General features: G+C 39.6%; 20 protein-coding genes. 1 reads left to right on the top strand and 19 read right to left on the bottom strand.

Annotated elements, in window-relative coordinates:
- The 8 genes from F0Q01_RS02155 to F0Q01_RS02120 form a co-directional block, all read right to left on the bottom strand.
- Positions 1-3,387 carry a non-ribosomal peptide synthetase gene (locus F0Q01_RS02155; RefSeq protein WP_090485749.1) on the bottom strand — a complete coding sequence of 1,129 codons (3,387 nt, stop codon included), beginning with the start codon at positions 3,385-3,387 and terminating at the stop codon, positions 1-3.
- Positions 3,384-4,961: a (2,3-dihydroxybenzoyl)adenylate synthase gene (locus F0Q01_RS02150; protein WP_090485745.1), complete on the bottom strand. Its 1,578-nt coding sequence runs from the start codon at positions 4,959-4,961 to the stop codon at positions 3,384-3,386. Before F0Q01_RS02150 ends, F0Q01_RS02155 begins: the two co-directional genes overlap by 4 nt.
- Before the next feature lie 88 nt (positions 4,962-5,049).
- On the bottom strand, positions 5,050-5,649 hold the full coding sequence (locus F0Q01_RS02145) for an MptD family putative ECF transporter S component (protein ID WP_090485742.1): 600 nt from the start codon (positions 5,647-5,649) through the stop codon (positions 5,050-5,052).
- Position 5,650: 1 nt separating this feature from the next.
- Positions 5,651-7,063: an ABC transporter ATP-binding protein gene (locus F0Q01_RS02140; RefSeq protein WP_090485739.1), complete on the bottom strand. Its 1,413-nt coding sequence runs from the start codon at positions 7,061-7,063 to the stop codon at positions 5,651-5,653.
- A complete protein-coding gene (locus tag F0Q01_RS02135; RefSeq protein WP_090485736.1) occupies positions 7,045-7,725 on the bottom strand; it encodes an energy-coupling factor transporter transmembrane component T in 681 nt (226 codons plus the stop codon). The genes F0Q01_RS02140 and F0Q01_RS02135 overlap by 19 nt, the downstream gene beginning before the upstream one ends.
- Positions 7,726-7,933: 208 nt before the next feature.
- A complete protein-coding gene (locus F0Q01_RS02130) occupies positions 7,934-9,664 on the bottom strand; it encodes an ABC transporter ATP-binding protein (protein ID WP_090485733.1) in 1,731 nt (576 codons plus the stop codon).
- A complete protein-coding gene (locus tag F0Q01_RS02125) occupies positions 9,658-11,400 on the bottom strand; it encodes an ABC transporter ATP-binding protein (RefSeq protein WP_090485730.1) in 1,743 nt (580 codons plus the stop codon). The genes F0Q01_RS02130 and F0Q01_RS02125 overlap by 7 nt, the downstream gene beginning before the upstream one ends.
- Before the next feature lie 76 nt (positions 11,401-11,476).
- Positions 11,477-12,091 carry a TetR/AcrR family transcriptional regulator gene (locus tag F0Q01_RS02120; protein WP_090151744.1) on the bottom strand — a complete coding sequence of 205 codons (615 nt, stop codon included), beginning with the start codon at positions 12,089-12,091 and terminating at the stop codon, positions 11,477-11,479.
- A gap of 200 nt (positions 12,092-12,291) precedes the next feature.
- Between F0Q01_RS02120 and F0Q01_RS02115 the strand changes: the two genes are divergently transcribed.
- Complete coding sequence (locus tag F0Q01_RS02115) at positions 12,292-12,894, top strand: 4'-phosphopantetheinyl transferase family protein (RefSeq protein WP_090485727.1); 603 nt, start codon at positions 12,292-12,294, stop codon at positions 12,892-12,894.
- 4 nt (positions 12,895-12,898) lie between these two features.
- On the opposite strand, the gene F0Q01_RS02110 is transcribed toward F0Q01_RS02115, so the two are convergent.
- The 11 genes from F0Q01_RS02110 to F0Q01_RS02060 all read right to left on the bottom strand — a co-directional run bounded on the left by F0Q01_RS02110 (position 12,899) and on the right by F0Q01_RS02060 (position 25,609).
- Positions 12,899-13,663: a class I SAM-dependent methyltransferase gene (locus tag F0Q01_RS02110; protein WP_090485724.1), complete on the bottom strand. Its 765-nt coding sequence runs from the start codon at positions 13,661-13,663 to the stop codon at positions 12,899-12,901.
- A 48-nt stretch (positions 13,664-13,711) separates the two neighbouring features.
- Positions 13,712-13,903, bottom strand: a complete 192-nt coding sequence (locus tag F0Q01_RS02105; RefSeq protein WP_090485721.1) for a hypothetical protein — start codon at positions 13,901-13,903, stop codon at positions 13,712-13,714.
- A gap of 157 nt (positions 13,904-14,060) precedes the next feature.
- Positions 14,061-16,631: a translation factor GTPase family protein gene (locus F0Q01_RS02100; protein ID WP_090485719.1), complete on the bottom strand. Its 2,571-nt coding sequence runs from the start codon at positions 16,629-16,631 to the stop codon at positions 14,061-14,063.
- A gap of 108 nt (positions 16,632-16,739) precedes the next feature.
- Positions 16,740-17,198, bottom strand: a complete 459-nt coding sequence (locus F0Q01_RS02095) for a GNAT family N-acetyltransferase (protein WP_090485716.1) — start codon at positions 17,196-17,198, stop codon at positions 16,740-16,742.
- Positions 17,199-17,336: 138 nt separating this feature from the next.
- Entirely contained in the window at positions 17,337-18,113 is a 777-nt protein-coding gene (locus F0Q01_RS02090; RefSeq protein WP_090485713.1) for a DeoR/GlpR family DNA-binding transcription regulator, read from the bottom strand.
- Positions 18,114-18,166: 53 nt separating this feature from the next.
- Positions 18,167-18,907 carry a class II aldolase/adducin family protein gene (locus tag F0Q01_RS02085; RefSeq protein WP_090485710.1) on the bottom strand — a complete coding sequence of 247 codons (741 nt, stop codon included), beginning with the start codon at positions 18,905-18,907 and terminating at the stop codon, positions 18,167-18,169.
- Positions 18,908-19,162: 255 nt separating this feature from the next.
- Entirely contained in the window at positions 19,163-19,843 is a 681-nt protein-coding gene (tsaA, locus tag F0Q01_RS02080) for a tRNA (N6-threonylcarbamoyladenosine(37)-N6)-methyltransferase TrmO (RefSeq protein ID WP_177209267.1), read from the bottom strand.
- A 112-nt stretch (positions 19,844-19,955) separates the two neighbouring features.
- A complete protein-coding gene (locus tag F0Q01_RS02075; RefSeq protein WP_090151774.1) occupies positions 19,956-20,480 on the bottom strand; it encodes an adenine phosphoribosyltransferase in 525 nt (174 codons plus the stop codon).
- 243 nt (positions 20,481-20,723) lie between these two features.
- On the bottom strand, positions 20,724-22,145 hold the full coding sequence (locus F0Q01_RS02070) for a flagellin (protein WP_090485699.1): 1,422 nt from the start codon (positions 22,143-22,145) through the stop codon (positions 20,724-20,726).
- 403 nt (positions 22,146-22,548) lie between these two features.
- Positions 22,549-23,898 (bottom strand): MATE family efflux transporter, encoded by a 1,350-nt coding sequence (locus F0Q01_RS02065; protein ID WP_090485696.1) that lies wholly within the window; start codon positions 23,896-23,898, stop codon positions 22,549-22,551.
- A 253-nt stretch (positions 23,899-24,151) separates the two neighbouring features.
- Positions 24,152-25,609 (bottom strand): flagellin, encoded by a 1,458-nt coding sequence (locus F0Q01_RS02060; protein ID WP_090485693.1) that lies wholly within the window; start codon positions 25,607-25,609, stop codon positions 24,152-24,154.
- Positions 25,610-25,959: the final 350 nt, after the last annotated feature.

Here is a 25,959-nt window from a genome sequence, read left to right as displayed (position 1 = left end):
CTAAATAACATCCTCCTCCATTTCTTCCATGTTGGCCTCTACGATTTGGCCAAGTGCTTTGATTGTTGGAGATTTGTATAGCATATTGGTTGTCCACTTAATACTTGGGTCAACCTCTTTTTTCAATTTTGAAACTATGGAAACAGCTTTTAAGCTATCGCCACCAATTGAAAAATAATTGTCTTCTCGAGATATTTCTTTAATCTCAAGTACTTCAGACCAAACTTTATATATGGCCTTTTCGATATCTCCCTGTGGAGCCACAAAAGACTCTCCCACAAGTTCATCCTCAATAAGCTGTTTAATAGCTTTTCTATCTGGCTTTCCATTGGCTGTTACTGAAATCGAATCCATCAGCTTGAATATTTCTGGAACCATGTAATTTGGAATATAGTTTTCAATATCCGCCACCAGCTTTTCTTCATCAAAATCGCTTTTTGGCAACTGATTCTCATCTATAACCACTGCCGCTGCCAGTCTCTTTCTTTTTGTCTCATCAATTATGCAGACCACAGCGTTTTTGATGTAATCAATTCTGTTTATGCCGCTTTCTACCTCGCCAATCTCGATACGGTAGCCTTTGATTTTTACCTGATGGTCCTTGCGCCCTAAGAACTCAATGGTCTCATCATCCCAAATCAATCCCTGGTCACCTGTTCTGTACCAAGAAATCTCATCCTCTATAAATTTCTGGTTGGTAAGATTTTCATCGCCCTTATAGCCCTTTGCCACACCGTGACCGCCAATCCATAATTCGCCTGCCACATAAAATGGGCAAATTCTTCCCAGCTCATCTACCACTCGATAAGTCTGACCAGCAAGAGGTCTGCCATATGGAATGGACTTCCATTCATCAGGAATAGTATCTGGAACCAAAAGATAATTTGACCAAATAGCTGCCTCTGTAGCGCCACCCATAGCAATGACTTTTCCGTCGGAATTTAGCTTCCTAAATCTACTTGTTAAATCAAGTGGAATCCAGTCACCTGAAAGTAAAGCTGTATCCACACTAAGTGGCTCTCCTAAGCTTTCAAAATAAGTAACACACATATCAAAAGCCATTGGAGTTGAGTTCCATAGATTGACCCCGTAACTTTCTATGGCCTGAGCCCACTTTTCTGGATTCTTAGCATTCTCTTCATCTAATACAACTAGTGTGCCGCCTGCTCCAAGTATTCCAAACATGTCATAAACGGATAAATCAAAGTCAAAGGAAGCAACCGCCAAAGCAACAGAATTACTGTCCACATTTGCAAGTCTTGTAACCTCATCGATTGTATTCATGGCGCTTTTGTGAGAAATCTCAACGCATTTTGGAACACCGGTGCTACCTGATGTCATTATGATATAGGCGCTATCCTCGCCTGAGTTTATGTATGCATCAAGACTATTTTCTCTTGAATTAACCTGTGAGTAATCCTCAATCACAAAGGCTAAATCAATTTGGGATGAAAGCTGCTTGATTCGCTCCTTAGGCTGAGCCGCTCCTATAGGCACATAGCAGGCTCCCGCCATCAAAACACCCATGCAGCAATAAATCTGCTCTAGAGAACGTGGTATTCTCACGCCTACATAATCCCTTGGTTTAACACCATTTTCTTTTAGATAATTTGCCACCATAGAGGCATTTTCAAGCAGGCCTCTGTAGGTAACCTTTTTATCATCTATGGCATCAATAAGAGCAATGCTATCTGGCGCCTCAAGACATGCACTCATTACATCCGTAATTAAGCTCTTGTCTTTTGCAAGGTACGCTTTCACATTCTCGATTTCTTTTTCATAGAAACCAAGCTGATATTCTGGAAGAAGGTCGTGAACTTCCTTCCACTGACTTTCATCCGTTAGCTTTGTAAGAAGATTTACAAGAGCCTGTTGCATATCTTCAAGCATTGATTCTTCAAAAAGTCCCACTACAGAATCCCAGCATATTTGAAGCATGCCGTCTCTTTCATACATCTGAAAGTCAAGCCACACCTGAGGAGTCTGGGAAATCATATAGCTCATATCAGAAAAAACTCTTCTGGAATTTGCTGTCTCAATTGAAGCGTCGATATTGCAGGCAAAAACAACTGGTGCAACAATATTCATGTTTCCATTTTTCTTTTGCACCATTCGCTGGACCTCAACTCCTGAGCATGAATCATGGCTCATGTTCTCAAGGAATGTTTTCTTAATCCGTATAGACGTATCAAGAAATGTTTCCCCAGCTTTTCTGTGATAGTCAACAAGAAGTAGATTAGTGAAATCTGCCACCATTTTTTCTACATTCTCATCCTCCATTTTTCTATCAAACAAAGGAAGATTTACAAAAAAGGATTCCTGATTGCACCATCTTTCAATAACCAGACAGTATGCTGTTAGAAGCACCATTGATGGAGTAATTTCATATTTTGCGGCTATAGATTTGATTTTGCTCCAACAATCAGCCTGGATATCCTTTTGTTTTCTCTCAAATTTCTGAGTTTCAAGCTTTTCAGGCTCCACCTTAAGATGTAGGTTCGGAGTACATTCTGGCATGTTATCCACTTTGCCTTTCCAAAACTCTATATCCTCCTGGCGTTTTTGGCTGTCTATGTTTGCCTGGTCTGCCAAATAATTTTTGAAATTATAGCTTCCTAAAGGCGTATGCTTTCCTGATTCATAAGCCACGGCCAAATCATCTAAAATAATTCCTATACTGGCCACATCGGCAACTAGTAAATCTACATCTAAAATCATCTTTGATTTACCGTCAGGAAGTTTTATAAGGGCAAGTCCTGCCACCTGACCAAGGGCTACTTTTAGCTTTCTGTGACTTCTAGACTCTCGCAAGCTATTTATCTGCTTTTCAATCTCATCATCAGAGGCCCTAGTACAATCAACAACTGTTATCTCCCTTGAATAAGGAGCTTCCATAAACTGCTGCATGCCATCCTCTGAGAATTTTGCCCTAAGCATTGGATGTTTGTTTTGGACCATGTTCCATGCATCCTCAAGTCTTGCAGCATCAATATCCTGGCCATCAAATTCCATATATGCGTGGCAGGAAACTTTTCCAAGAGTTCTCTCCTCATCTCGACCAGCAAGATATGCATACTGGACATCTGTCAATCTAAATGGGCAGTTATCTGCCTCTACAGATTCCTCATTTTTGTCTCGTTTCTTAGTTTTTACTTCTGCAGATTCAATCAGCTTTATCCAGGCATCTACATTTGGAGTGGCAAAAAGCTTTGCAAATGGAATTCTCAATCCGTATTTACGTAGACGGCTGGAAATTTGCATTACCATAATTGAGCTAAGACCAAATTGAACAAGGTTATCAGAATCAGAAAATGAAGCGCCAGGCAACTGCTTAGCTAACTCTTGTCTTATAAACTCTATAGCCTCATTCTTTACATCTTTGCTCATATTATTTCTCCCATTTTCTTAAGTTCTTTGCGATTGATTTTGCCCACATTTGTAAGCGGCCAATCAGAAACATACTTGATTTGATCTGGAAGCTTAAAGGCCGCCACCTTATTAGATATCAAGAATTCTCTGATTTCATTTAGCTTTAACGACTCTTCATCATCCCTGATAAACACGCATATCTTTTCACCTAGATTGTCATCCTTGATTCCAACCACCTGCACATCCTCAATTTCCGGATGAGATACAAGCATGTCTTCGAGTTCTGTTGGGTCAATTTTTTCTCCAGCTCTGTTAATCATTTCCATAAGGCGACCAACCACCTGGATGTTTCCATCCTCGCAGAATCTAGCTCTGTCACCTGTAAGGAAATAGCACTGCTCATCTACACACTCTTTGGCACCCTTGAAATAGCTGTAAATAGTGTAAGGACCGCGAGTAATCAAATGCCCAAACTCTCCTGCCGGCAAATCTCTTCCCTCTTCATCTACAATTCGAGGCTCATCATAGCTGGATACCGGTGTGCCTTGCTTGTAAAATCTGGTTTCATCATCATCAAGTTTTGTTGTACAGATTAATCCTTCTGCAATTCCAAATACCTGCTGTAATGTACATTCAAAACTCTCCTCAATTCTCATAGCCAAGTTCGGATCAAGAACTGAGCCGCCGATTTGAACAACCTTAAGTGTGGATAAATCAAAATCATCGTACTCAAGTAAATCGATGCACATATTAGCAAGAACAGGAACAAGAGCTGTTATAGTAACTCCCTCATCTTCAATAAGACCAAGGATTTCATCTGGACTTGAAACAGTGGCAATTACAACTCGACCACCTGTCAAAAGGGTTCCGATAACTCCCGGGCATCCCCATGGGAAATTGTGCTCAACAGGCAGGGAAACAAGATACACGCTTTCTTCATCTAGCTCGCATCTTTTTGCCACCTGACTTGCCATGTAAAGGTAATCTCCGTGTCGTCTAGGAATAAGCTTTGGTATTCCTGTGGTTCCACCTGACAAAAGATACAGTGCCACGGAGCTAGAAGAAATATTCTCTACCAGCACGTCAGCGCTTTCTCTGTACAAATCCTCAGTGGAAAGAAATGTTTTACAGTCTCCTGAAACCAAAACTTTTCCCTCATAGCCCATCTCAATTACTTCATTTGCTAGGCTTAAATAGTCAAATCCCATAAATGAATCCGCTATTACGTATCCAGTAGCATCTGCATTTTTGAGAATTCCATATATCTCATTTTTTCTTTGGGCTGGAAGTGCGAAAATCGGAATTATTCCCGCCTTAAACATTCCAAAGACAAGGGCTATGAATTCGTAAGAATTTGGAAGTTGAACCACAATATGCTCTCCTGGCTTGAATCCCATTTTCAGCAATCCATTAGCAGCTCTACTTGCCTTTTCATTTAAGTCTTCGTAAGAATAATCCACTTGGTCAAATGTGACTGCTACCTTATCCTGGTATTTTTCAGCCCAATTTTCTAAGGCTTCTCCAAGGGTGGTATCTATCCACACTTCCTTTTCATAGCGAGCTTCCAGTTCTTGTTTAATAGATAAATTCATAACTATTCTCCATTGAAACACCGTTTCATTACTTTAAAAAATTTTAAAATTCCCCTAAAGAGCAACTATTCTCTTTAGGGGAAAACTTTTAAGCTGCCTGTAATTCCTTCTTAGCAAAATGCTTTTTAAGAATTGCGTGTCCTACAAAGATACCTGCAAAAGCAAGTACGAATACTACAACAACTGCAAGTACACCCATAACACCTGTTGCACACTTAATCATGGCGTCCATCTGTTCTGGAGTCTGGCCTCTTGCAATCCAGTCTTCCTTGTAGCTCTCCATAAAGAACATTGAAGGGATGATTGAGCCGAGAGCCTGTCCCACATGGAACACACCTGATGCAACAGCAAGCTTCCATACAGCTGGCTTTGCCTCGCGAGATGCAATTATATCAGCGATAACTGCAGCTACCATAGATGTGATAACCCATGGAATATATCCTGCACCCATGATGCTGAAAAGAATCATTACGATTGCCTGCATCAATGTAAACTGAAGGAACTTTCCAACCTTTCTGCTTACAAAATACATAACAACACCACATAACAATCCGCAAATTCCTGGACTAATAGCGTGACCAAAAGGTCCAAATACCATAGCAGCCATTCCACCAATGTTGTAAATAATGAAGTACAATGCTGTAAGTAATGCAACCATTACAACATCTTTGATTTTGAGCATTTTCATATTATTCTTCCTCCTGCATTTGCATAAAAATATTATTTAATTCAGACAAGGTACTCTCGTCCAAAATAAAATCTTTTTCAATCACACCGTCATTCAGGTATACGATTCTATTTGCCACGTGACGGATAAATTCATAGTCGTGGGATATTACAAGTATTCCAGCTTTTTCTTTTAGCTTTTTTATCTCTTTAGAAACATTGAGCATGGAGTATACGTCAAGTCCACTTGTAGGCTCATCAAAAACGATTAATTCTCTGTCACATAGCATGCCCATTCCAATCTGAAGTCTCTGTTTTTGTCCACCACTCAAATCAAATGGATGCTTGTATTTATATTTTGAAAGCCCTAAATACTCTAGAATTTCATCTATGGCCTTTGGGTCTTTTTTCACAAGCTCAAGCTCATTTTCCACCGATGTGCCAAACAGCTGGTAGTCAGGATCTTGCATGATAAAAAATGGAAGTCCATCTATATCAACCTTGCCACTGTCAGGCTTGATACTCTTACATAGAGTCTTTGCTATAGTTGTTTTGCCTGCCCCATTATTTCCTACTAGCACTGTAATCTCACCTTTGTTCAAGGAAAGATTTACGCCTTTTAAGATGTCTTTGTAGCAAACATTTTCTAGTCTTGCCACAGTTTTTTCTTGAGATGCATTCTCTGAAAAAGGTATGTTGATAGAAAAAATATCAAAGCTTCTTGTGTTGTATGAACCCTGCTTGAATTCATCCTCGCTGTTGCAAATCACAAGCTTTCCATCATCCATAAAAAGCACTTTGTCAATAACACCACTCAAATAATAAAATCTATGGTCTGCAACTATAACTGTATAGCCCTTGTCTCGAAGCTTTTTCAGAATTCTTCCAAGCTTCATGGCGTTACCGTAATCTAAATTCGCGGAAGGTTCGTCGAACAAAAGCACTTTTTGTTTCATGGTAACAGCAGAGGCAAGAGCTATAAGTTGTCTTTCTCCACTTGATAAAGAAAAAATATCTCTATCTAACAAATCATCCAAGCCAAATGTGTTTTTCAAGCTTTCAAGCCTTGCTCGCATATCTTCAGGGGAGAATCCATAATTCTCCATAGGAAAAACTAGTTCGGCCGTAGTATTGTCTGTAAAAAACTGAGAGCGAGGATTTTGGAATACAGAGCCAATCAATTGATTTAGCTGATGCATTTTTAAATCACTGTAATTTTCACCCTCAATAGAGAGAAGTCCCTTCATCTCTCCTTCTGTAACTGAAGGAATAAGACCGTTTAGACATTTTAAGAGTGTAGATTTACCGCTACCGCTATTGCCGGTTAATAGAACTATTTCTCCCTCGTCAATGGTAAAGCTAATATCGCTTATACCTTCTGATGATTCCTCATAACAAAAACTCAAATCATCTGCTTTTATAACATTTGCTTCCATACAAAACCTCCAGCTAGTCCTGCAGCGAATACTATAAGGACTAACGCATCAATAAATGTGACTTTTTCCTCGTAATAAGATGTTCTTCTCATAGGAGCATCTATACCTTTTACCAGGCCTGCCGCCGTAACTTCCTCTGCAAGAGCAGCGCATCGAAACAGCTGAGGAACTATAAAATACTGAAAACTTTTCACAGGCTGTTTCCATGTGAACCCAATTCCTCGAAGTCTCATTGATTCTGTTATGTATGAAAACTCTCTTCTAAATGTAGGAATATATTTAAGGGTGATAGTAACTGCCACCACCAAAACTCTCGGAATGTGCATTGTCTCAAGAGCCGAAAGCAGCTGAGCCGAATTGTACTTTGTCACTAAAATAGTAGCCAGCGCTATGCATGGAACCGATTGAACTATGACAATTATAAAAAGTCCTAAAAACTCTGTTCCTTTACTCTGCATTGTCAAATAGTAAAGTCCCATCATCAGAGCATATACAACCCAAAATCCTGCTAATCTTTTAAATCTTCCCATTAAGATAAACAACGCAGATGCAAATACCAAAAGGTAAATTTGCAAATACTTACCACTCATAAATATATACATGGATGGTGCTATTATATTTATGATGATTAAAACAATCGGGTTTATTTTTACAGCTTTCAAAATACTTACCGCCTATAGCCTTTTCTAATTTCTGTTAGCTTATACTAACCTCGTATAAAGTACACTAACTCACCTATTTTGTCAATAAATATACGCAATAAAAATTATCAATAAAAAAAAGATGGACCAGGGGGACGGGGTTAGTGGGCCATTTTCTGACAATTTCCTTGAAAATGACCCACTAACCCCGTCCCCCTGGTCCACTCCACTATGCTTGTAGTGAAACCATACGGGTGTATACTCCATCTTGTTGTATCAAAGAATCATGGTTTCCTCTTTCTATGATTTCACCATCAGATACAACAAGAATTTGATCTGCGTCCTTTATTGTCTTTAGTCTATGGGCTATAACAAGAAGTGTCTTATCCTTGCAAAGCTCTGATATTGCCTCTTGAATAGCTCTTTCATTATCTGCATCTACACTTGCTGTAGCCTCATCTAGAATTACTATTGGAGAATCCTTGAGAATACATCTTGCAATAGAAATTCTCTGCTTTTCTCCACCGGAAAGGGATGCTCCACCTTCACCAATTACTGTATCAAATCCCTCAGGTAGCTCCATTATAAAGTCATAGCATCTAGCCTTTTTTGCAGCCTCCATTACTTCCTCTTTTGTGGCGTCAGGTCTTCCTATCGCGATATTGTTATATACAGTATCCTGGAAAAGATAAACTCGCTGGAATACCATACTTATCTGATCCATCAGACTACCAAGAGACACATTTTTTATATCTTTGCCTCTAACAGAAATGCTTCCCTCCTTGATATCCCAGAATCTTGCAAGAAGAGATGCTATTGTTGACTTTCCTCCGCCGGATGGCCCAACCAAGGCTGTCATCTCACCCTTCTTTACTTTAAATGATACATTTTTGAGTACATCCTTTTGGGTATAGCCGAAGTTTACGCCCTTGTATTCTATCTCAGCTTCTTCATCCTGTACCTTAACCTTATCAGATAAAGTTTCCTTGCCGCTATCCTTAAGCTCTTCTGCCGCAAATACCTCTTCTATTCTATCAAGACTTGCATTTGTTACGGTAAGACGCGCCATCTGTCCATAGTAGCTTTTAATCGATACAAATAAATCGAAAAGGAACAAAACCATTCCTATCATATACAAAGATGATAGTTCTCCGCCTGAATATAAAATTCCTGATAAAACAAGCATCAGGGATGTTCCAATTCCAAATGTAAGATAAAGCATTCTCGCCCATGGTCCATATGCTATTTCAAAATGAATACTTTCTCTGCAGCTTTTTTCGAATTCATCTGAAAGTCGCTTAGACTTGTCACCAAGCATGTTGAAGGACTTAATAATTCCTATACCTTCTGCAAAATCAAGAACCTCCTCTGTAAGGGACTCTGCACCTTCTTGTTTGATAACAGAGTGCTTCAAAGTAGTTTTAAGCATTAAGTTTCCTACAACTATAAATGCCCCAACAATGAGCACTGATAGTAGACCAAGTCTGAAATCCATCACAAACATCATTACAATCATTATTCCCTGAGAAATAATAAATGAAACTAGTTCCGATAAAACACCCATACAATTTTCTTCAATGAAAACCATATCCGTTGCAAGAACAGCACTTATTTTTCCAATATTTCCTTCTGTGAAATATCCCATAGGAAGCTTTCTCAAATGGTCGCCGAGTCTCATTCTCATGTCCGCAAATACCATATAGCCTGTGGCAGATTGAAGCACATTTGTTATATGCTCAAATACCGCTTCAAGCACAATACTTGCAACAATTCCAATTCCCAGATACAAGCATTTACTCTTATCCATAGTGCCTTCCATGAAAAAGCTTATAGCAAAAAAGCTGAGAATAAGAGGTATTTTCATCATTACACCCTTGATAAATGATGTTATATATGAGGCTCTAATTCGACTGCTATAAATCCCTGTCATAGCAACTATTCTATGTAATATCTTTAACATGCCTTTTCCCCCTTAATCTTCCATGTACTTGCACTTACTGATGCATCCCAGAATTTTTTATACTCTGGACAACTTTCAAGAAGCTTGTCATGCTTATCAGCAGCTATACACTGACCTTCCTTCATAACACAAATCTTGTCTGCATTTTTTACTGTAGAAAGTCTGTGGGCAATAACAAGTACCGTTTTATCCTTTGTGATTTCATCGATGGCTGCATTTAATTTTTCCTCATTCTCTGGATCCATAAATGCAGTAGCTTCATCCAATACAATAATTGGTGCATCTTTAAGAATTGCTCTGGCCAAAGAAATACGCTGCCTCTCACCACCTGAAAGCTGCTTTCCACCATCTCCGGCAAGAGTTTCAATTCCATTTGGAAGTCTCTCTAAGAATTCATCACACTGCGCTCTTCTGGCTGCATCCAAAACTTCCTCCCGTGAGGCATTAGGTCTTCCAATCAAAATATTCTCATAGAGAGTTGTGTTAAAAAGGAATTGCTCCTGAGAAACGTAAGATACCTCATTGTTTAAGGCCTCAAGGGACATGTCTGTTATATCCTGCCCACCGATTGTTATACGTCCGCCATCTATGTCATAGTAATGGACCAGTAGCTTTGCCAGTGTAGACTTGCCGCTTCCCGATTCTCCAACAAGAGCCGTTGTAGTATTCTGTTTTAATTCAAGATTTACACCATGTAATACTTCTTTGTCTTCGTAAGAAAACTTAACATTTTCAAATACGATATTTCTGTCAGTTCCTTTAAAAGGTGCATTGCCCTCATTAAGAGGTGGTTTATCCATGAGATTTTCAAGCTCTGTAATCTTATAATCAAGCTGTGGAAACTTGCCAGCAAAATTGAGCGCCTTCAGCAAAGATGGTCCTACTGCAAATGACATACAAATAACTAGAATTAATTTATCAAGAGCAAGGCTTCCTGTAATAACCCATAATGCTCCAACAGGAAGAATTAAAAGCGTAAGACAAGGAAGAACGCTTGAATACATTGCCATCCATGGCCAGCAGGCCTTGTACCAGGCAATGGTGAAATCGCGATAATTTCTAACCACTTCCCCAAACTTCTTGTATGAATCTCCATCCTTATTGAATACCTTTACAACTTCCATACCATTTACGTATTCAATAATTGTGTTGTTCATCTTTGCCGCTGATTCGTAGTAGGCATTCATCTTTGAGTAACCTTGTTTCATCATCATGCTCATGGCAAACATGCCAACTACAAGTGGAACAAGTGATAAAAGTCCTAGCCTAAAATCACAGATAAACATAAGGATAATGATTAGAAGTGGCACAACAATATTTGCAATTCCCTCTGGAATAGCATGAGCAAGCAGTAGCTCTATCATATCGATGTCGTCTGTAAAGACCTTCTTAATACGACCTGTGCCCAAATTTTGGATATTACCAAGGGATTGTTTCTCCAGTTTCCCTTGAAGAGAAACTCTCAAATTTTTCAAAGTGTTATAGGCACTTATGTGAGAAAATGTAAGTCCCTGCACATACGAGAAAGAGTAGATAACCTCGCAAATAGCAACAGCCAATACCCTTAGCATTACAAATTGAAAACTAATACTCTCGCCCTTGGTAAGGGGTGAAATAATTTGATAAAGGAAATAATATGGCATTACGCTTGCCACAATACCAATACACATAGCTATAACAGCCCATATTGTGTATTTCTTGTACTCTCCTATATAAGGAGCCACTTTTTTAAACATTTTTTCTCCTTCCATGTTAGTTTTAACTAACCATAGTGTTTATTTTAAGCCGTCTTTCGACGGCCTAATTTCATTTTCATTTAAGTCCGATTGCATTTGCCCAATCAAAAAATCGACATAGAACTTTGCAATGACTCTCTATCTCCTTCCATGACATACCATGGATAAAAGGCTCATATATAGAATTCCAGAAGGATGTGCAAAGCACATGCATTTCCTGCTTGGTTATCTCAACATTTGCAAGACCTCTTTTTCTCGCTTCCTTGTAATATTTCATGTAAGCTTCTGTCATCTGAGAAGAAAAATCATGCCTGTAATCTTCATAGATTGTGCCTGCAGATTTTTCCAGCAGTAATGCAAATTCATCCCTGTAATCCCAAATCATCTTGAACACATCAAGTGTATATTTTTCATTCATAACCCAAGTATTTTTCACCTCGTCATCAGTCATGGCTGAAAAATCTAATCTTGAACGTTCTCCTATAAATTCTTTAAATGCAAGAACAGCCTCCTCCACAACTGCGCAAAAAAGCTCTTCCTTGCCCTTATATCTCTTGTATACGGCTCCTGTTGTAACCCCTGCATTATCACAAATGGTCTTAAGCTCGGCCTTTAAAAAGCCCCTTTTCATAAACTCGGCTTTTGCACTTTCAAGAAGCCGAGGATCTATACTTGTATCACGTACCGACATGATTTACATCCTTTCTCTCACTGATAATTCAATTATCGATAATAGGTTTATCACTATTCCCAATTTTTGTCAAGTGTAGATATGGACCAGGGGGACGGGGTTAGTGGGCCATTTTCTGACAATCCCCTTGAAAATGACCCACTAACCCCGTCCCCCTGGTCCACTTTTCTTCCATCCTAATTTGTATTATTATCAATACCATGAGTACAAAAGTTTATTTTCTTAAAGACAATACTGAAAACTGGGGACCGGTACATGATTATTTATCCGGTTTCGTTTCTGCTGAGCGCAGAGAAAAAATTAATAGATATAAATTTGAATCAGATAGAATGCTTTCCCTCTACGCTGCTATAATCACAAGGCTTGCCATTGTAAGGGAGACCGGTATCAAAAATGATGAGCTGGTATTTGACTGCCCCTATATGAAAAAGCCTACATTGTCTGCGCCAAGGACAGATACTCCTCTGGACTTTAATTTTTCTCATACCAAGGGAGCAGTTCTTATGGGGCTTTCTACAGATTCGACAATAGGCGTTGATGTGGAACGAATCCGCAAGGCACCATTTAACACCATGAAAATGGTCTGCCACCCTGCCGAGGCCGACTATATTAACAGCTCCTCTGATAAAGAAAAGGCATTCTTTGAAATTTGGACAAAAAAAGAGGCCTACACAAAGTGCATGGGAACCGGTCTTTCTGTTGACCTGAAATCCATAAACACTTTGGCTGCCCCTATATGTGAGAATATTGAAACATTTATACAAGATGGATATGTATGCTCTGTTTGCACACTAAATAAATAGAGCTTTACTTTTTTCCTATCAAAATTTTGGAACCTGAAAGCCCCATCCAAGTGGCTTCAGTTTTATTCATAAACATTCCACTTGTAGTATCGATTAGCTTGACCTCTTCATATCCCATATCTTTAAGCTGCTTAACGAACTCATCCATATTGCCATATTTGCTTTTTGACATTATGTCATGAATCACAAAAGTGCCGCCCTTCTTAAGAGTTCTAAAGGTCTCAAGAAGCAATTCATGTCTGTCTTTACTTGAAATATTATGGTATACGTAGTTGCTTGTTACAGCATCAAAACTCTCATCTTCAAATTCTAGCTTGCATGCATCTCCCTGCTCAAATACTATATTCGAAACTCCTTCTGCCAAGGCGTTCTTTTCACATAGTTCTTTGCTAAATGAAGAATATTCCTTCCCCCATCTATCAATTCCTAAGATTGCAGCATTTGGATTTTTCTTAGCACAAGCTATTGCAAGTGCTCCACTTCCACATCCCACATCAAGACACACTCCACCATCCGGGATTTTCACATAGGAAGATACCCCTTCTATTATCTGTCTAGACAGCTGTCTTGAGCCATTATAAGAAAAAGCCTTGTACATCAAATACATCCAAAGCACTGTAAATGCGCATAGTATGGTAACAATCAAAAGCACCTTTCCTATTATTGAATCAAGGCCTACTATGGCTGTAACAACGCCTACCACAGCCGTCGCCGCCAGAGTCCCATATATCATTTCCTTTGGCATCCAATTTTTATAATCAGCACTCATATAGCCTCCATAAGTTTATAAATTGACCCAAACTTTTTCCTAAAAAAATTACTTCTTGGCGATTACAGTAACCCAAGGTTTGCTTTCGTGACGATCTGTCTTTATCTTTGAAAAACCTGCCACTGAAAGTGCACTTTCGATTTCGTTGACAGTGTGACATTTCATTCCATCAAGCATCATTCCTCCAAGAAATCCTTGTGGCTTTCTTGTTTGATTCATTATCTTTTTAAAAAGTCCCATATTTCAATTCCTCCCTATTAGTTTTTTGCTGATTTCATATTACTACTTCCCGTTAGTCTTGTCTAACTCTTTTTGTTTAATCCTTCCCTATTGATTCATTTTCCCATGAAAGCATCAAAAAAGAGTGTGCTGCATACACAACACACTCTACGTCCCCCTAGTCCATTTCGATATCGTACATATTTCTCAGCTCTACAGCTTTTTTCTCCACTTCCTGGATAAATTCTCTGGAGGAAATAAGTCTTGCTCCTGCACCTCGGATAATGACCTGCTCCAGTCCATCTGAAGTGACAACAGTGATATCGTATTTTTTGCCATGTTCATGGGTAAAGCGCTCAATATAAGCATCTGCAGTCTGAGCCTCCGCAGTAAATACCTGATGGATGTTTAAATAGTCAGAAGCTGTGACCTCGTGCCCCTTTACTCTATAGGCATCAAATACCGCAATTACGTTATAATCCGTCATGGCCTTATAGTTGCTAAGAATATCAAGAAGCTTTCCTCTGGCTCCATCTAGATTCACATCCAAAACTTCCTTCAGCTCTGGCCATGCATAAATCAGATTGTATCCATCCACCAAAAGATATTTTTCCTTGGCCTTTATCTCCTTTGGCGCCTTGTAAACATAATCCGAGTCAACGCGGCGAACTCTATCTCCATCGCCATAATGCCAGCCTTTTTTAGGATTCTTGCCGTGATTACTGTGGGTTGCCATATGAAGAATCTTATCTATCTCATCTGGATCAAGCCACTCATCCACGCCGTGATTCATGCGCTTTGTTGGAATCTCGTCAAAATCCTGTGTGGCATTTTTATCAACCATACATGGCACATGACACTTTTCCTTTACCTCATACCAAGGCACAATATCTCCAGCACCATGGCTGCAAAAAACTGATGCAGCTGGATTATCTACATCTTCATCTGGATTATATCCGGACGCTTCGATTACCTCTGCCTCATTGTGACAAGCATCATAACCATCATAAATCAGGGATATTCTACCCTCCCCCTTTGTAAATGTTGCAAGCTGAACCTGATAATTTCTAATAGTGCTAGCTGGCGCGCGACCTACAAGAATAGAAACTCCATCAGCTTCATCGGGAGCATCAAATGTACCATTCATATTTTGTATATCTGTCATGACGCGGCCAATCATATTCCCTGGCACCGCGATCTCAAATTTGAAATAAGGCTCAAGCACCTTCGTTCCTGCCTCCATCAGCCCCTGCCTGATAGCACGATATGTGGCCTCTCTAAAATCGCCTCCCTCTGTATGTTTAATATGGGCTCTACCTCCAACAATTGTAAATTTTATATCCGTAATAGGAGCTCCAATGGCGACTCCCACATGTTCCTTTTCTAAAATATGAGTCTCTATAAGTCTCTGCCAATTAATGGCTAGCTCATCTGTTGACACATTGGCCTCCACCTGAATTCCACTACCCGGCTCAAGGGGCTCCATTAAAATGTGAGCCTCCGCGTAATGGCGAAGTGGCTCAAAATGACCTACTCCCTCAACAGCTGCTGCAATAGTCTCCTTATAAAGCACACCACATTCTACAAATTCCACTTTGTAAGAAAGCTCGTTTTCAATTCTTTGGGTCAAAATCTCAGTCTGAACCTGCCCCATCAAATTGATTTTAATCTGCTCTAAGCTTGCATCCCAGGTCACATTTAGTGATGGGTCCTCCTGGTTAAGATTCATAAGATTTGGAAACGCCACTCTTGGAATCGTATCATCTAAAAATGAAATCTGATACTGCAAAACCGGAGTAAGGCTAAGCTCTTCTCTGTCATTTTCCACGCCAAGTCCCTGGCCGGCAAATGTATCCTTTGGACCTACCAGTGCCACTATATCAAAAGCTTTTGCCTCATCCACCTGCTCATATTTATTGCCAGAATATACTCTAATCTGGTCTACCTTTTCTCCATTTGGTAATACATCTTTTACCTTAATAGAACCACTTGTGATTTTAGTAAATGTCAGTCTGCTATCTCTGCCTAGGCTTTCTATCTTGTAAACTCTAGCTCCAAAATCCTCTGATTCTCTGACCTTCATTCTATCCTGATTTTCACTGGCCATAAGAGACATAAATGAAAGCAGCTCATCAACTCCATCATTTTTTAGGGCCGAGCCAAACAATATAGGATAAATTTTTCTAGAATTAAATAGCTCTGCAACAGTGGCATCAGAAATACTTCCTGTCTCAAAGTACTCCTCCATGGCCGCTTCACTTTCAGATGCGATGGCTTCCTTGTCTGCAAGTTCTACACAGTTATCAGCCAACTCTGATTTTATATTTGCAATCAAACTATCAGCCCCGGCATTTTCCATATCCATTTTATTAACGAAAATGATTGTTGGAATCTGAAATTTTTTAAGAAGGGAAAACAGAGTCTTAGTATGTGGCTGCACACCATCTGTACCGCTTATAAGAAGGATTGCTCCATCTAGTGCCCAGAGAGCTCGCTCCGTCTCAGTTGCAAAATCCACATGCCCCGGAGTATCAAGAAGTGTCATCTCATTTGCGCCATAAGAAAAAACTGCAGGCTTTGAAAAAATAGTAATTCCCCTATTTTTCTCCTGCATATCTGTATCCAAAAAAGCGTCGCCATGGTCTACTCGACCTAGCGACGCAATAGCTTTCGCGTTAAACAAAATCGATTCTGAAAGAGTGGTCTTGCCCGCATCTACATGAGCAAGAATTCCCCAAGTAAAATTCATCCTAGCCTCCAACCACAGATAGTAAGCTTCATCTTAGCCTCCTGTGATTTAAATTTTCTATGAATCATTATAATCTAAATACTCGATTTCACCAACACTTATATAAAATTAAATTAGCTCCATCTCAGATGGCATATCCGTAAATCCGTATTTCTCATACAGAGGTCTTCCCATATCAGTAGCCTCGAGAGTTATTTCCTTAATTCCCCTCTTTTTTGCTTCATTTACTAGCATCTCAAGAGTCTTAATAGCTATGCCCTTTCTACGATAATCAGGGTTAGTATACATATTCATGATATATGCCTTCTTGCCTGTTGAATTGTGATATGTAGGCATCACGGTATAAAAGCTCACACCACCTGCGCCTACAAATTTATCATCATCCATTACTAAAATCGCAACATGGCTGTCGTCCGCCAGAGCCTTCTCATAATACACTCTAGACTCCCTCTCCACCTCAGTCATATCAACTGAATCATCAAGCTTATTGGCAGCCCTTAAAACCTCTATCCTAGATGTTGTTAATAAATCAATGTCCTTTAGTGTTGCAATTCTGTAGTCAATCATCTCTGTCCTCCTGTAATGGTGTAATTCTATAAGTTTCGGCTCCCAATTATTCCCTATAATTACATAATACTTTCAGCCGGATTTAACCACAATTTTACTACACATGTCCATAAGTATCAAAGTATAGTTTTTTAATTGTTAATTAGAATCCGGATATAAAAGGCTTACACCCTGTTCTTTAAAATACTCAATCCACTGGGCCGATGGCTGCTCGTCAGTAACTACTACATCAAAATCGGTAATCGGACATATCTTAGAAAATGCCACCTTGTCAAACTTACTATTATCTACAGCAAGCACCTTTTTGCTGGCACTTCCAAGCATCTTCTGCTTGACCTGGCTAAGCATTTGGTTAGAATCAGTGACGCCCTTTGCCAAATCAATTCCCTTGCAGCTGACAATTGCAACATCTGCGTGGAATGATTCAATAGCCTGTATACACTGTGGTCCAATCAGCGCCAGATATCCTGGTACCAATGCACCCCCAGTAGAAATTACATCACAGTCATCCCTATCAGATAGCTGCAAAAGAATTTCCACCGAATTAGTCAAAATCGTCAAGTTGCTTTTCCCCTCGCAGGCCTTGATGACAGACACTCCGGTAGAGCTTGGGTCAACAAAAATATGGTCCCCATCATTAATTAACTCTGCCACAAGCTGGGCTATCTTCTTTTTTCCTGACTTGTTGTTCTGCTGCCTCAATTTAAAAGGCATTTCACTGTCATTGTCTTCATTAAGGATAGCTCCGCCGTAGCTTTTGATGGCAAATCCTTCTTTTTCAAGCTTCTCAAGATCTCGGCGAATAGTCTCCTCTGATACTGAAAACTCCCTGGCCAGAGCCGATACTACCACCTTTTTTTCTCTGTTAAGCTTCTCTAGGATAATGTTTTTGCGTTCAATAGAAAGTGCTGCCATATTTTCTCCCCAATAATAAGTATTGATATAATCTATCTGCCAAACCATAAGTATTAATCGCTAAAATCATACTCATAGCCTGGCATCGTCCTATCTATATTAGCAGATGCAGCCTTGTCAAAGCAAACATCTGCAGGATGCTTGCCAGTCATTCCAAACTTTCCACGAATCCTATATAGCTTTTTGATATTCTCCACACTAAATTCCTGTGGGCCTCCAAGCATTGTGGACTTGTATAAAAGCTCTGCGTAGAACTCTAGCGACTCCATCTTCATGTACGCTGCATTCAAATCAGTTGACCATGTAAGGGCCCCATGATTTTCAAGAAGTACTGCGTCATAATAAGGTAAATATTTCTCCAAATTATCCGGAATCTCCATAGTTGATGGGGTGCCGTACTCTGCTATTGGCACACATCCAAGAGAAATAACTGCCTCTGGCATAATTGGCTGAGTAAGTGGAATCCCTGCAATGGCAAATGCTGTTCCATACATAGGATGGGCATGGACAACTGAACCCACATCAGGTCTCTTCTCATAGACTCTCATGTGCATCTTAATCTCAGAAGAAGGCTTGAACCCTTCATGGGCCTCAATTACATTTCCCTTCTCATCCACCTTGCAAATGTAATCCGGTGTCATAAATCCCTTAGACACACCAGTTGGAGTACATAAAAACTCATGGTCATTTAGCTTTACAGAGATATTGCCATCATTGGCTGCCACCATATTTCTGTTGTAAATACGCCTTCCGATCTCACAAATCTCTTCCTTGATTTTCATTTCATCTAACATAATAAATCCTCCCAACACATAAACAATTGATTACAATGGGTCCTTGAGAAAATGTGCAACCCCACACAAACCCAGATTGCAAAACCACACTATCCCACATCCACAACCTGAGTATATGTTGTATTATGTTGTTTGTCAAGAAGTAGCCCACCGAATCTCTCACAAATCCACACCATCTCCAGCAGCATTTTCCCCAAAAAAACACAAAAAAAGACCAGCGCCCCTGACTTCTTCTCAAAGGCTGCTGGCCAACTATTATTTATTAAATTCCACCACATCTGTCACAACTAGCTTGTCCTCCTCGGCGGTAAATACTATGTCGTATCCATGATATAAAAGTCTAAACTCTCGCTCCTTATTCCTGTCGTAGCCAGCTCTTGGATCCTGAGCCAAAACCTGAATGGCAGATTCTCTAATTACCACAGGAAGCTTATTTAGATGCTCCTCAGGAAATATTACCTGTATCTGCTGGCCCTTTGACAGGTCATCTGTAAATCCTCCCCTAGCCTTCTCGTGCACATCCGCATATGGAATATATGGCTTAATATCGTAAATAGGCGTGCCATCTAGCATATCAACACCACTTACCAAAAGTATAGGACCTAGCTTTTCATCCTGCTCCACTCTAAGAAGCCTTACAGATGAAAGGCCTATGTTATTAGGGCGAAATGGAGAACGGGTTGCAAATACACCCATGTGTTTCTGCCCTCCAAGTCTAGGGGGTCTAACTGTAGCTCCCTCTAAAGGCTTATTTTTGGAAAATCCCCAAATCAACCAGAGATAGTCGTAATCAGATATCCCCTCGATATAGTTTGGGTCTCTAAAGTCTGGCTCAAAAATAATCTGCCCCACTTCATCTACAAGTCCACTCTGTCTAGGTATTCCAAACTTTTGTGTAAAGCCAGTTTTTATATGGGCAATCTTTCTTAACTCCATTAACAAACACTCCTCTAATAGCAAAATAGAGTTTCTGCTCAAAACTCCACATATTTAATCCTGCAAAATAAAAAGGGCAGTACTAAAAAGCACTACCCTAAAAAATCTGTAATTATTTTCCCTCGTAAGTAACAACTGAAGCTACGTCATACTTTGCAAGCTTCTCACGTCCATTAAGACCAGCAAGCTCCATAAGGAATACGATCTTAGAAACCTCGCCGCCAAGCTCCTCGATAAGCTGGCATGCTGCCTCAATAGTACCACCTGTAGCGATAAGATCATCGACTACAACTACCTTCTGACCTGGCTTAATAGCATCCTTGTGCATCTCGATTGTAGCTGTACCATACTCCAAGTCATATGTCTTCTCGATTGTCTCACATGGAAGCTTGCCCTTCTTGCGAACAAGTACGAAAGGCTTGCCAAGTGCGTAAGCAAGAGGTGCACCAAAGATAAATCCGCGGCTCTCTGCTCCTGCTATAACATCACAATCAACTCCATCGAGAAGCTTAATCATCTCGTCGATAGCGAGCTTGAAGCCCTCTGCATCCTGAAGAATGCTTGTGACATCTCTAAACATAATGCCTGGTTCTGGAAAATCCGGAATAGTTCTTATGTAATCTTCTACTTTTTTCATTTAATAACTCCTTCTATATGCGACACCTGTATTTCCTCTGGGGATGGTGTCATCATCAGTCGGATAAAAAGATATTATCCTTATCAATTATACGGGTTTTCTTCTATTTAATCAAGTATATTACCCCTTCTAGCCCTACCTACTCCCGCTAAAAAAGGGTCCCCGAAGGGACCCAATTTTTGTGGATAGTACCAGATTTCATCATTGGAAATCTATTTGTACTAATGCGTTTGGCCACGCTAATTACTGAAGAATAGATAATACACCCTGAGTTGCCTGATTTGCCTGAGCGAGCATTGATTGGCCTGCCTGCATAAGAATATTATTCTTACTGTATGTAACCATCTCGTCAGCCATATCTGTATCACGGATACGTGATTCAGCTGCATTTGTATTCTCAACTACATTGTCGAGGTTGGCAATAGAGTGTTCTAGTCTGTTCTGAATAGCACCGAGTGCGGATCTCTGGGCAGATACCTTAGCTAAGGCATCTGAAATGGCATCAATAGCATAAGTTGCTGCCTTACCAGTATCGTCGGAAACATTCATTCCGTGAATTCCTAAGCTCTTTGCATCCATTGTGTCGATTTCAACACCAATCTTGTTTGTCATGTCAGCGTCTGAACCAACATGTAAGTTGAATACAAGAGTATTCTTAGAAATTACATCGCCACGTGTAATGGTGAAGTTAACATATGTTGCACCAATATCTGGGTCTCCATTAATTGCAGCTCTTGTATTTGTTGCACCAACAGATGATGCCGCAATGAGCTCTGTTTTAACTCTAAAGTAAGCTGCAGTTGCTGTAATAAGTGTCTTGTTATTTGGATCAACACCATTAACACCAGTACCTACATCTACAGAGAATACTGTAACGGCACGGCCGTTGAATTCAAGTGTAGAACCAGCTCCAGCAAGCTTATTAATCATTGTTGCCTTAATACGAGACTGTTCCATATCAGTCTCATTCTCATCGATAGTAAATGACTTACCATCAATTTTAATAACATCGCCTGTTTTAAGAGCTGTAATCTTATCATCAGATGAAGATGCTGCTGATGTAATCTTTAATGCTGTCATTGCCTCTTTAACAGTTTCAGCACCAATTTTATATGTTGTTCCACCAATTGTGTATGAGTCTCCAATTTCAAGCTTTCTCATCTGGAATGTTGCCTTAGTTGTGTTCTGGCTTAAGCTACCAACGAGACCTGCATCGTGTGCATAAACCCTTACGGTTCGATCTCCGTTGCCGCCCTTCAGCAAGTATGTCTCATTAAACTTCGTTGTCTCAGCAACACGATCGATTTCAGTTGTAAGCTGATTAATTTCGTCCTGAATTGAAGAACGATCAGACTCACTGTTTGTACCGTTCGCTGCCTGTACTGCAAGTTCATTCATACGTTGAAGCATTGAGTGTACTTCTGTAAGGGCACCCTCGGCGGTTTGTACTGCCGAAATACCATCTGACGCATTGGTTGAAGCCTGGTCAAGACCTCGAATCTGCTTTCTCATCTTCTCTGAGATTGAAAGCCCTGCTGCATCATCTGCTGCTCTGTTGATTTTAAATCCTGATGAAAGCTTTTCTGTTGACTTTGACTGATCCCCTGTTGTTATTCCTAACATTCTTGAAGCATTAGCTGCCTGCATATTGTGTTGTACTACCATAATTTCTACCTCCTTGTAGATACTCTTGTGATTCCATTCATAAGAGATGCGCTGTGCGCATAACATAATTTTAAAAAGTTACGATGATATGGAATGCTACATACTTTAGGCTTGCATCCGTATCTATATAACAAGTGGTGTGACCAACCACCACTAGCTATCAAGGTGGAAATTATGTAGTATACCTTATTAAATTGTAAAGGTACAAAAAACAGTTACTCTTCCGCGCGATTATATGAAAAATAACTGCCCAGTTGGACGACAAAAACATAGGTTTACTGTCTCCATCTAATTTAGTTATCGGAAAAGCCACAAAAATCTTTAGTTTCTTAATAAAAAAAATTTGAACCCTATTTATTAGACAATTTTTCTAACACATAGGATTCAATCATTCTCCATTTCATTAATATTGCAATGCTTGTTTCTTGTACCCCAAATATCTCAACCAGGCAGTCAAGCCACTAATGGACCAAACTATTCCAACGGACCACCATATTCCCCATAGTCCGATAGTAGCAAAGCCAGTCAACATTACAGGAACAATGAATCTGCCAATAACCTCCACTATTCCATTTAATAGTGCAAAAAATGCATCTCCTAGACCATTCAACACTCCTCGCACCACATAAATTACTCCAAGCATTATATAAAAGAGGCTTGTGATTTGAAGAGCAGTTGCTCCCATTGCTATTACATCTGCACTTTTAACGAAAATGCTTATAATTGCCGCGCCCAAGAATTGCATTATTGGAAGCATCAATAAAGAAAAAATAGCCATAAGCATAAGACTCTTTTTATAGCCAACTATAATCCTATCAGACTTACCTGCACCATAGTTCTGCCCAGTATATGTTGCCAATGCTGCACCAAGTGTCTGATATGGCAAATGAATAATCTGCTCTATTCTACTAGTTGCGGTAAATGCAGCCACGGCAACACTTCCAAATGAATTAACAACTCGCTGAAGTGCCATACAGGATATTGCAATCAAGGAAAACTGTAATGACAAGGGAAATCCTAATCTAATAATTTTATGGGAAATAAAACTATTAACCTTTAAATCTTCTTTTTTCATATGAAAATATTCATTCTTAGAAATTGCATAAATTAAACAACTCACCCCTGAAATTAGCTGAGAAATTACAGTTGCAACACCTGCTCCAAAAACTCCCATATGAAAAATGCACACAAAAATCCAATCTAAAATTGTATTGAGAATACATGAGAATATCAAAAAATAAAGTGGTGTTTTGGAATCACCAAGGGCTCTCAACATAGCCGACACATAATTATATAGGGAAACAAAAATTAACCCAACGCACATAATACTTAAATATGATCTGGAATCTGCCATAATCTCAGCAGGTGTATCAAGAATAATAAGCACAGGATCAATTAAAAAATATGCAATTATACCAACCACTAGCGGAAAAACGAACATGATATAGCCTGTGTTAGAAATGCTGATTCTAACTTCATCATCATCTCCCTTTCCAAAAGCCTGAGAGGTAATGATGCCCCCACCATTTCCAAATCCATTGCAAAGAGCAAAGAATAAAAATGTGACTGAACCTGTTACGCCAATAGCTGCCAAAGCCTGAGGCCCCACAAACTGACCTACTATAATTGAATCTACCAGATTATATAGCTGCTGAAAAAGATTACCAATGAGCATTGGAATAGAAAACTTTATTATCAAAGAAACCGGATTACCTTCGGTCATATTAAGCACTGAATAATTCTGTTCTTTCATCGTCCCACCCTAGAAAATACATTATATATTAGCAACACTATGCCTTATAAAATATATTATGAACCAATCATTTATATATATCAAGCTCAATTAAATTATGCACTAATAAATTTACAAATATGCTCTTCTATATCCTATTACACAAAAAAGGGACCCCCATCCCTGGGAGTCCCTAATTTACTAGTATTTAACTAGTCTGCGCGAAACAATTAATTTGGACTGTTAAGCTATGCTTAACTCAATCAATGTTTGATTATCCAAGAATTGATAATACGCCCTGTGTTGACTGGTTAGCCTGTGCAAGCATTGCCTGACCTGCCTGCTGAAGAATATTATTCTTGCTGTAGTTAACCATTTCATCAGCCATATCTGTATCACGGATACGAGATTCAGATGCATTTGTATTCTCAACTACGTTGTCTACGTTAGCGATTGTATGCTCTAATCTGTTCTGGATAGCACCAAGTGCAGATCTCTGTGCAGATACCTTAGAAACAGCGTCTGCGATAGCATCGATAGCGTATGTAGCTGCCTTACCTGTATCATCAGATACATTAAGTCCTGCAAGACCAAGGTTCTTAGAATCCATTGTCTCAATCTTAACACCAATCTTGTTTGTCATATCAGCATCAGAACCAACATGAAGGTTGAAGTTAAGGTCATTCTTTGTATTTACAGAACCACGTGTGATCTTGAAATCATAGAATGTCTGCTTATTTGTATCCTCACCAACTGTCTTCTTAACACCTGCTGCAACAGAAGCACGATCATCGATAGCACCGATTGATGAAGCTGCTGTAAGCTCTGTCTGAACCTTATTATAAGCTGCCTTTGTTGTGATAAGAGTCTTGTTGTTAGGATCTGTGTAATCAGTTTCCTGTGTCTTATCCTTCTCAGAGAATACTGTTACGCTCTTGCCGTTGAATTCAATTGTAGAACCCAAAGCTGCAAGCTGTGTAATCTTAGCTGCTGTAATCTTAGCCTGCTCCATATCTGTCTCAGTAGCGATCTCATAAGACTTACCATCGATCTTGATTACATCACCAGAGTTAAGCTTAGCCTGATATCCAGCCTCTCCAGCTGTACCAACTGCTGCATCACCTGTTGTAATCTTAAGAGCTTTAAGACCATCAGCCACATCCTTAGCACCGATTTCATACTTTGTACCACCGATTGTGTAAGTATCACCAACGTTAAGCTCTTTCATACGGAAAGTAGCTGTTGTTGTGTTCTGTGATAATGAACCAACAAGACCTGCATCATGAGCCTGTACGTAGTTCTTCTTTGTTCCGTTAGAACCCTTAAGTAAGTATGTCTCATTGAATTTTGTTGTCTCAGCAACACGATCGATTTCTGTTGTAAGCTGATTAATTTCGTCCTGGATTGAAGAACGATCAGACTCACTGTTTGTTCCGTTTGCTGCCTGTACTGCAAGCTCGTTCATTCTCTGAAGCATTGAGTGAACTTCTGTTAAAGCACCTTCAGCTGTCTGCACTGCAGATACACCATCCTGTGCGTTTGTAGAAGCCTGATCAAGACCTCTGATCTGCTTACGCATCTTCTCTGAAATTGAAAGACCAGCTGCATCATCTGCTGCACGGTTAATCTTGTAACCTGAAGCTAATTTCTCAGTTGACTTTGACTGATTTCCTGCTGTGATGTTGAGCATTCTTGAAGCATTGCTTGCTTGCATGTTGTGTTGTACTACCATAAATTCTACCTCCTTGTAGATACTCCCTAGAATCCTTTCTTGGGAGAAGTGCCTCTGCACTTAATTGTTAATAATTGCTAATTTATAATCAACACAGTACTCGCGCGACATACTGTAAATGATTATCACTTACTATGAGTGGCCCATTGCCAATGCAATCTGTATTGGTCATCTCTCCATGAATTGTTATTAAGTTAATTCTTCGCATGAAAAAATTCTATTGCGATTACAATAGATAAATAGAAAACAAATTTGATTATTCCGATCCTTAACATCCTTGTCCTGGTAACGAAACCTATATGATATTGTGATGTAACTTTCGAGATAATGAAATCCTTTTCATTTATCTA

This window comes from Pseudobutyrivibrio xylanivorans (assembly GCF_010906925.1).
GTDB lineage: Bacteria > Bacillota > Clostridia > Lachnospirales > Lachnospiraceae > Pseudobutyrivibrio.
Note: the sequence above shows the minus strand (reverse complement) of the source record. Positions and strands in the feature narration are given on the sequence as shown.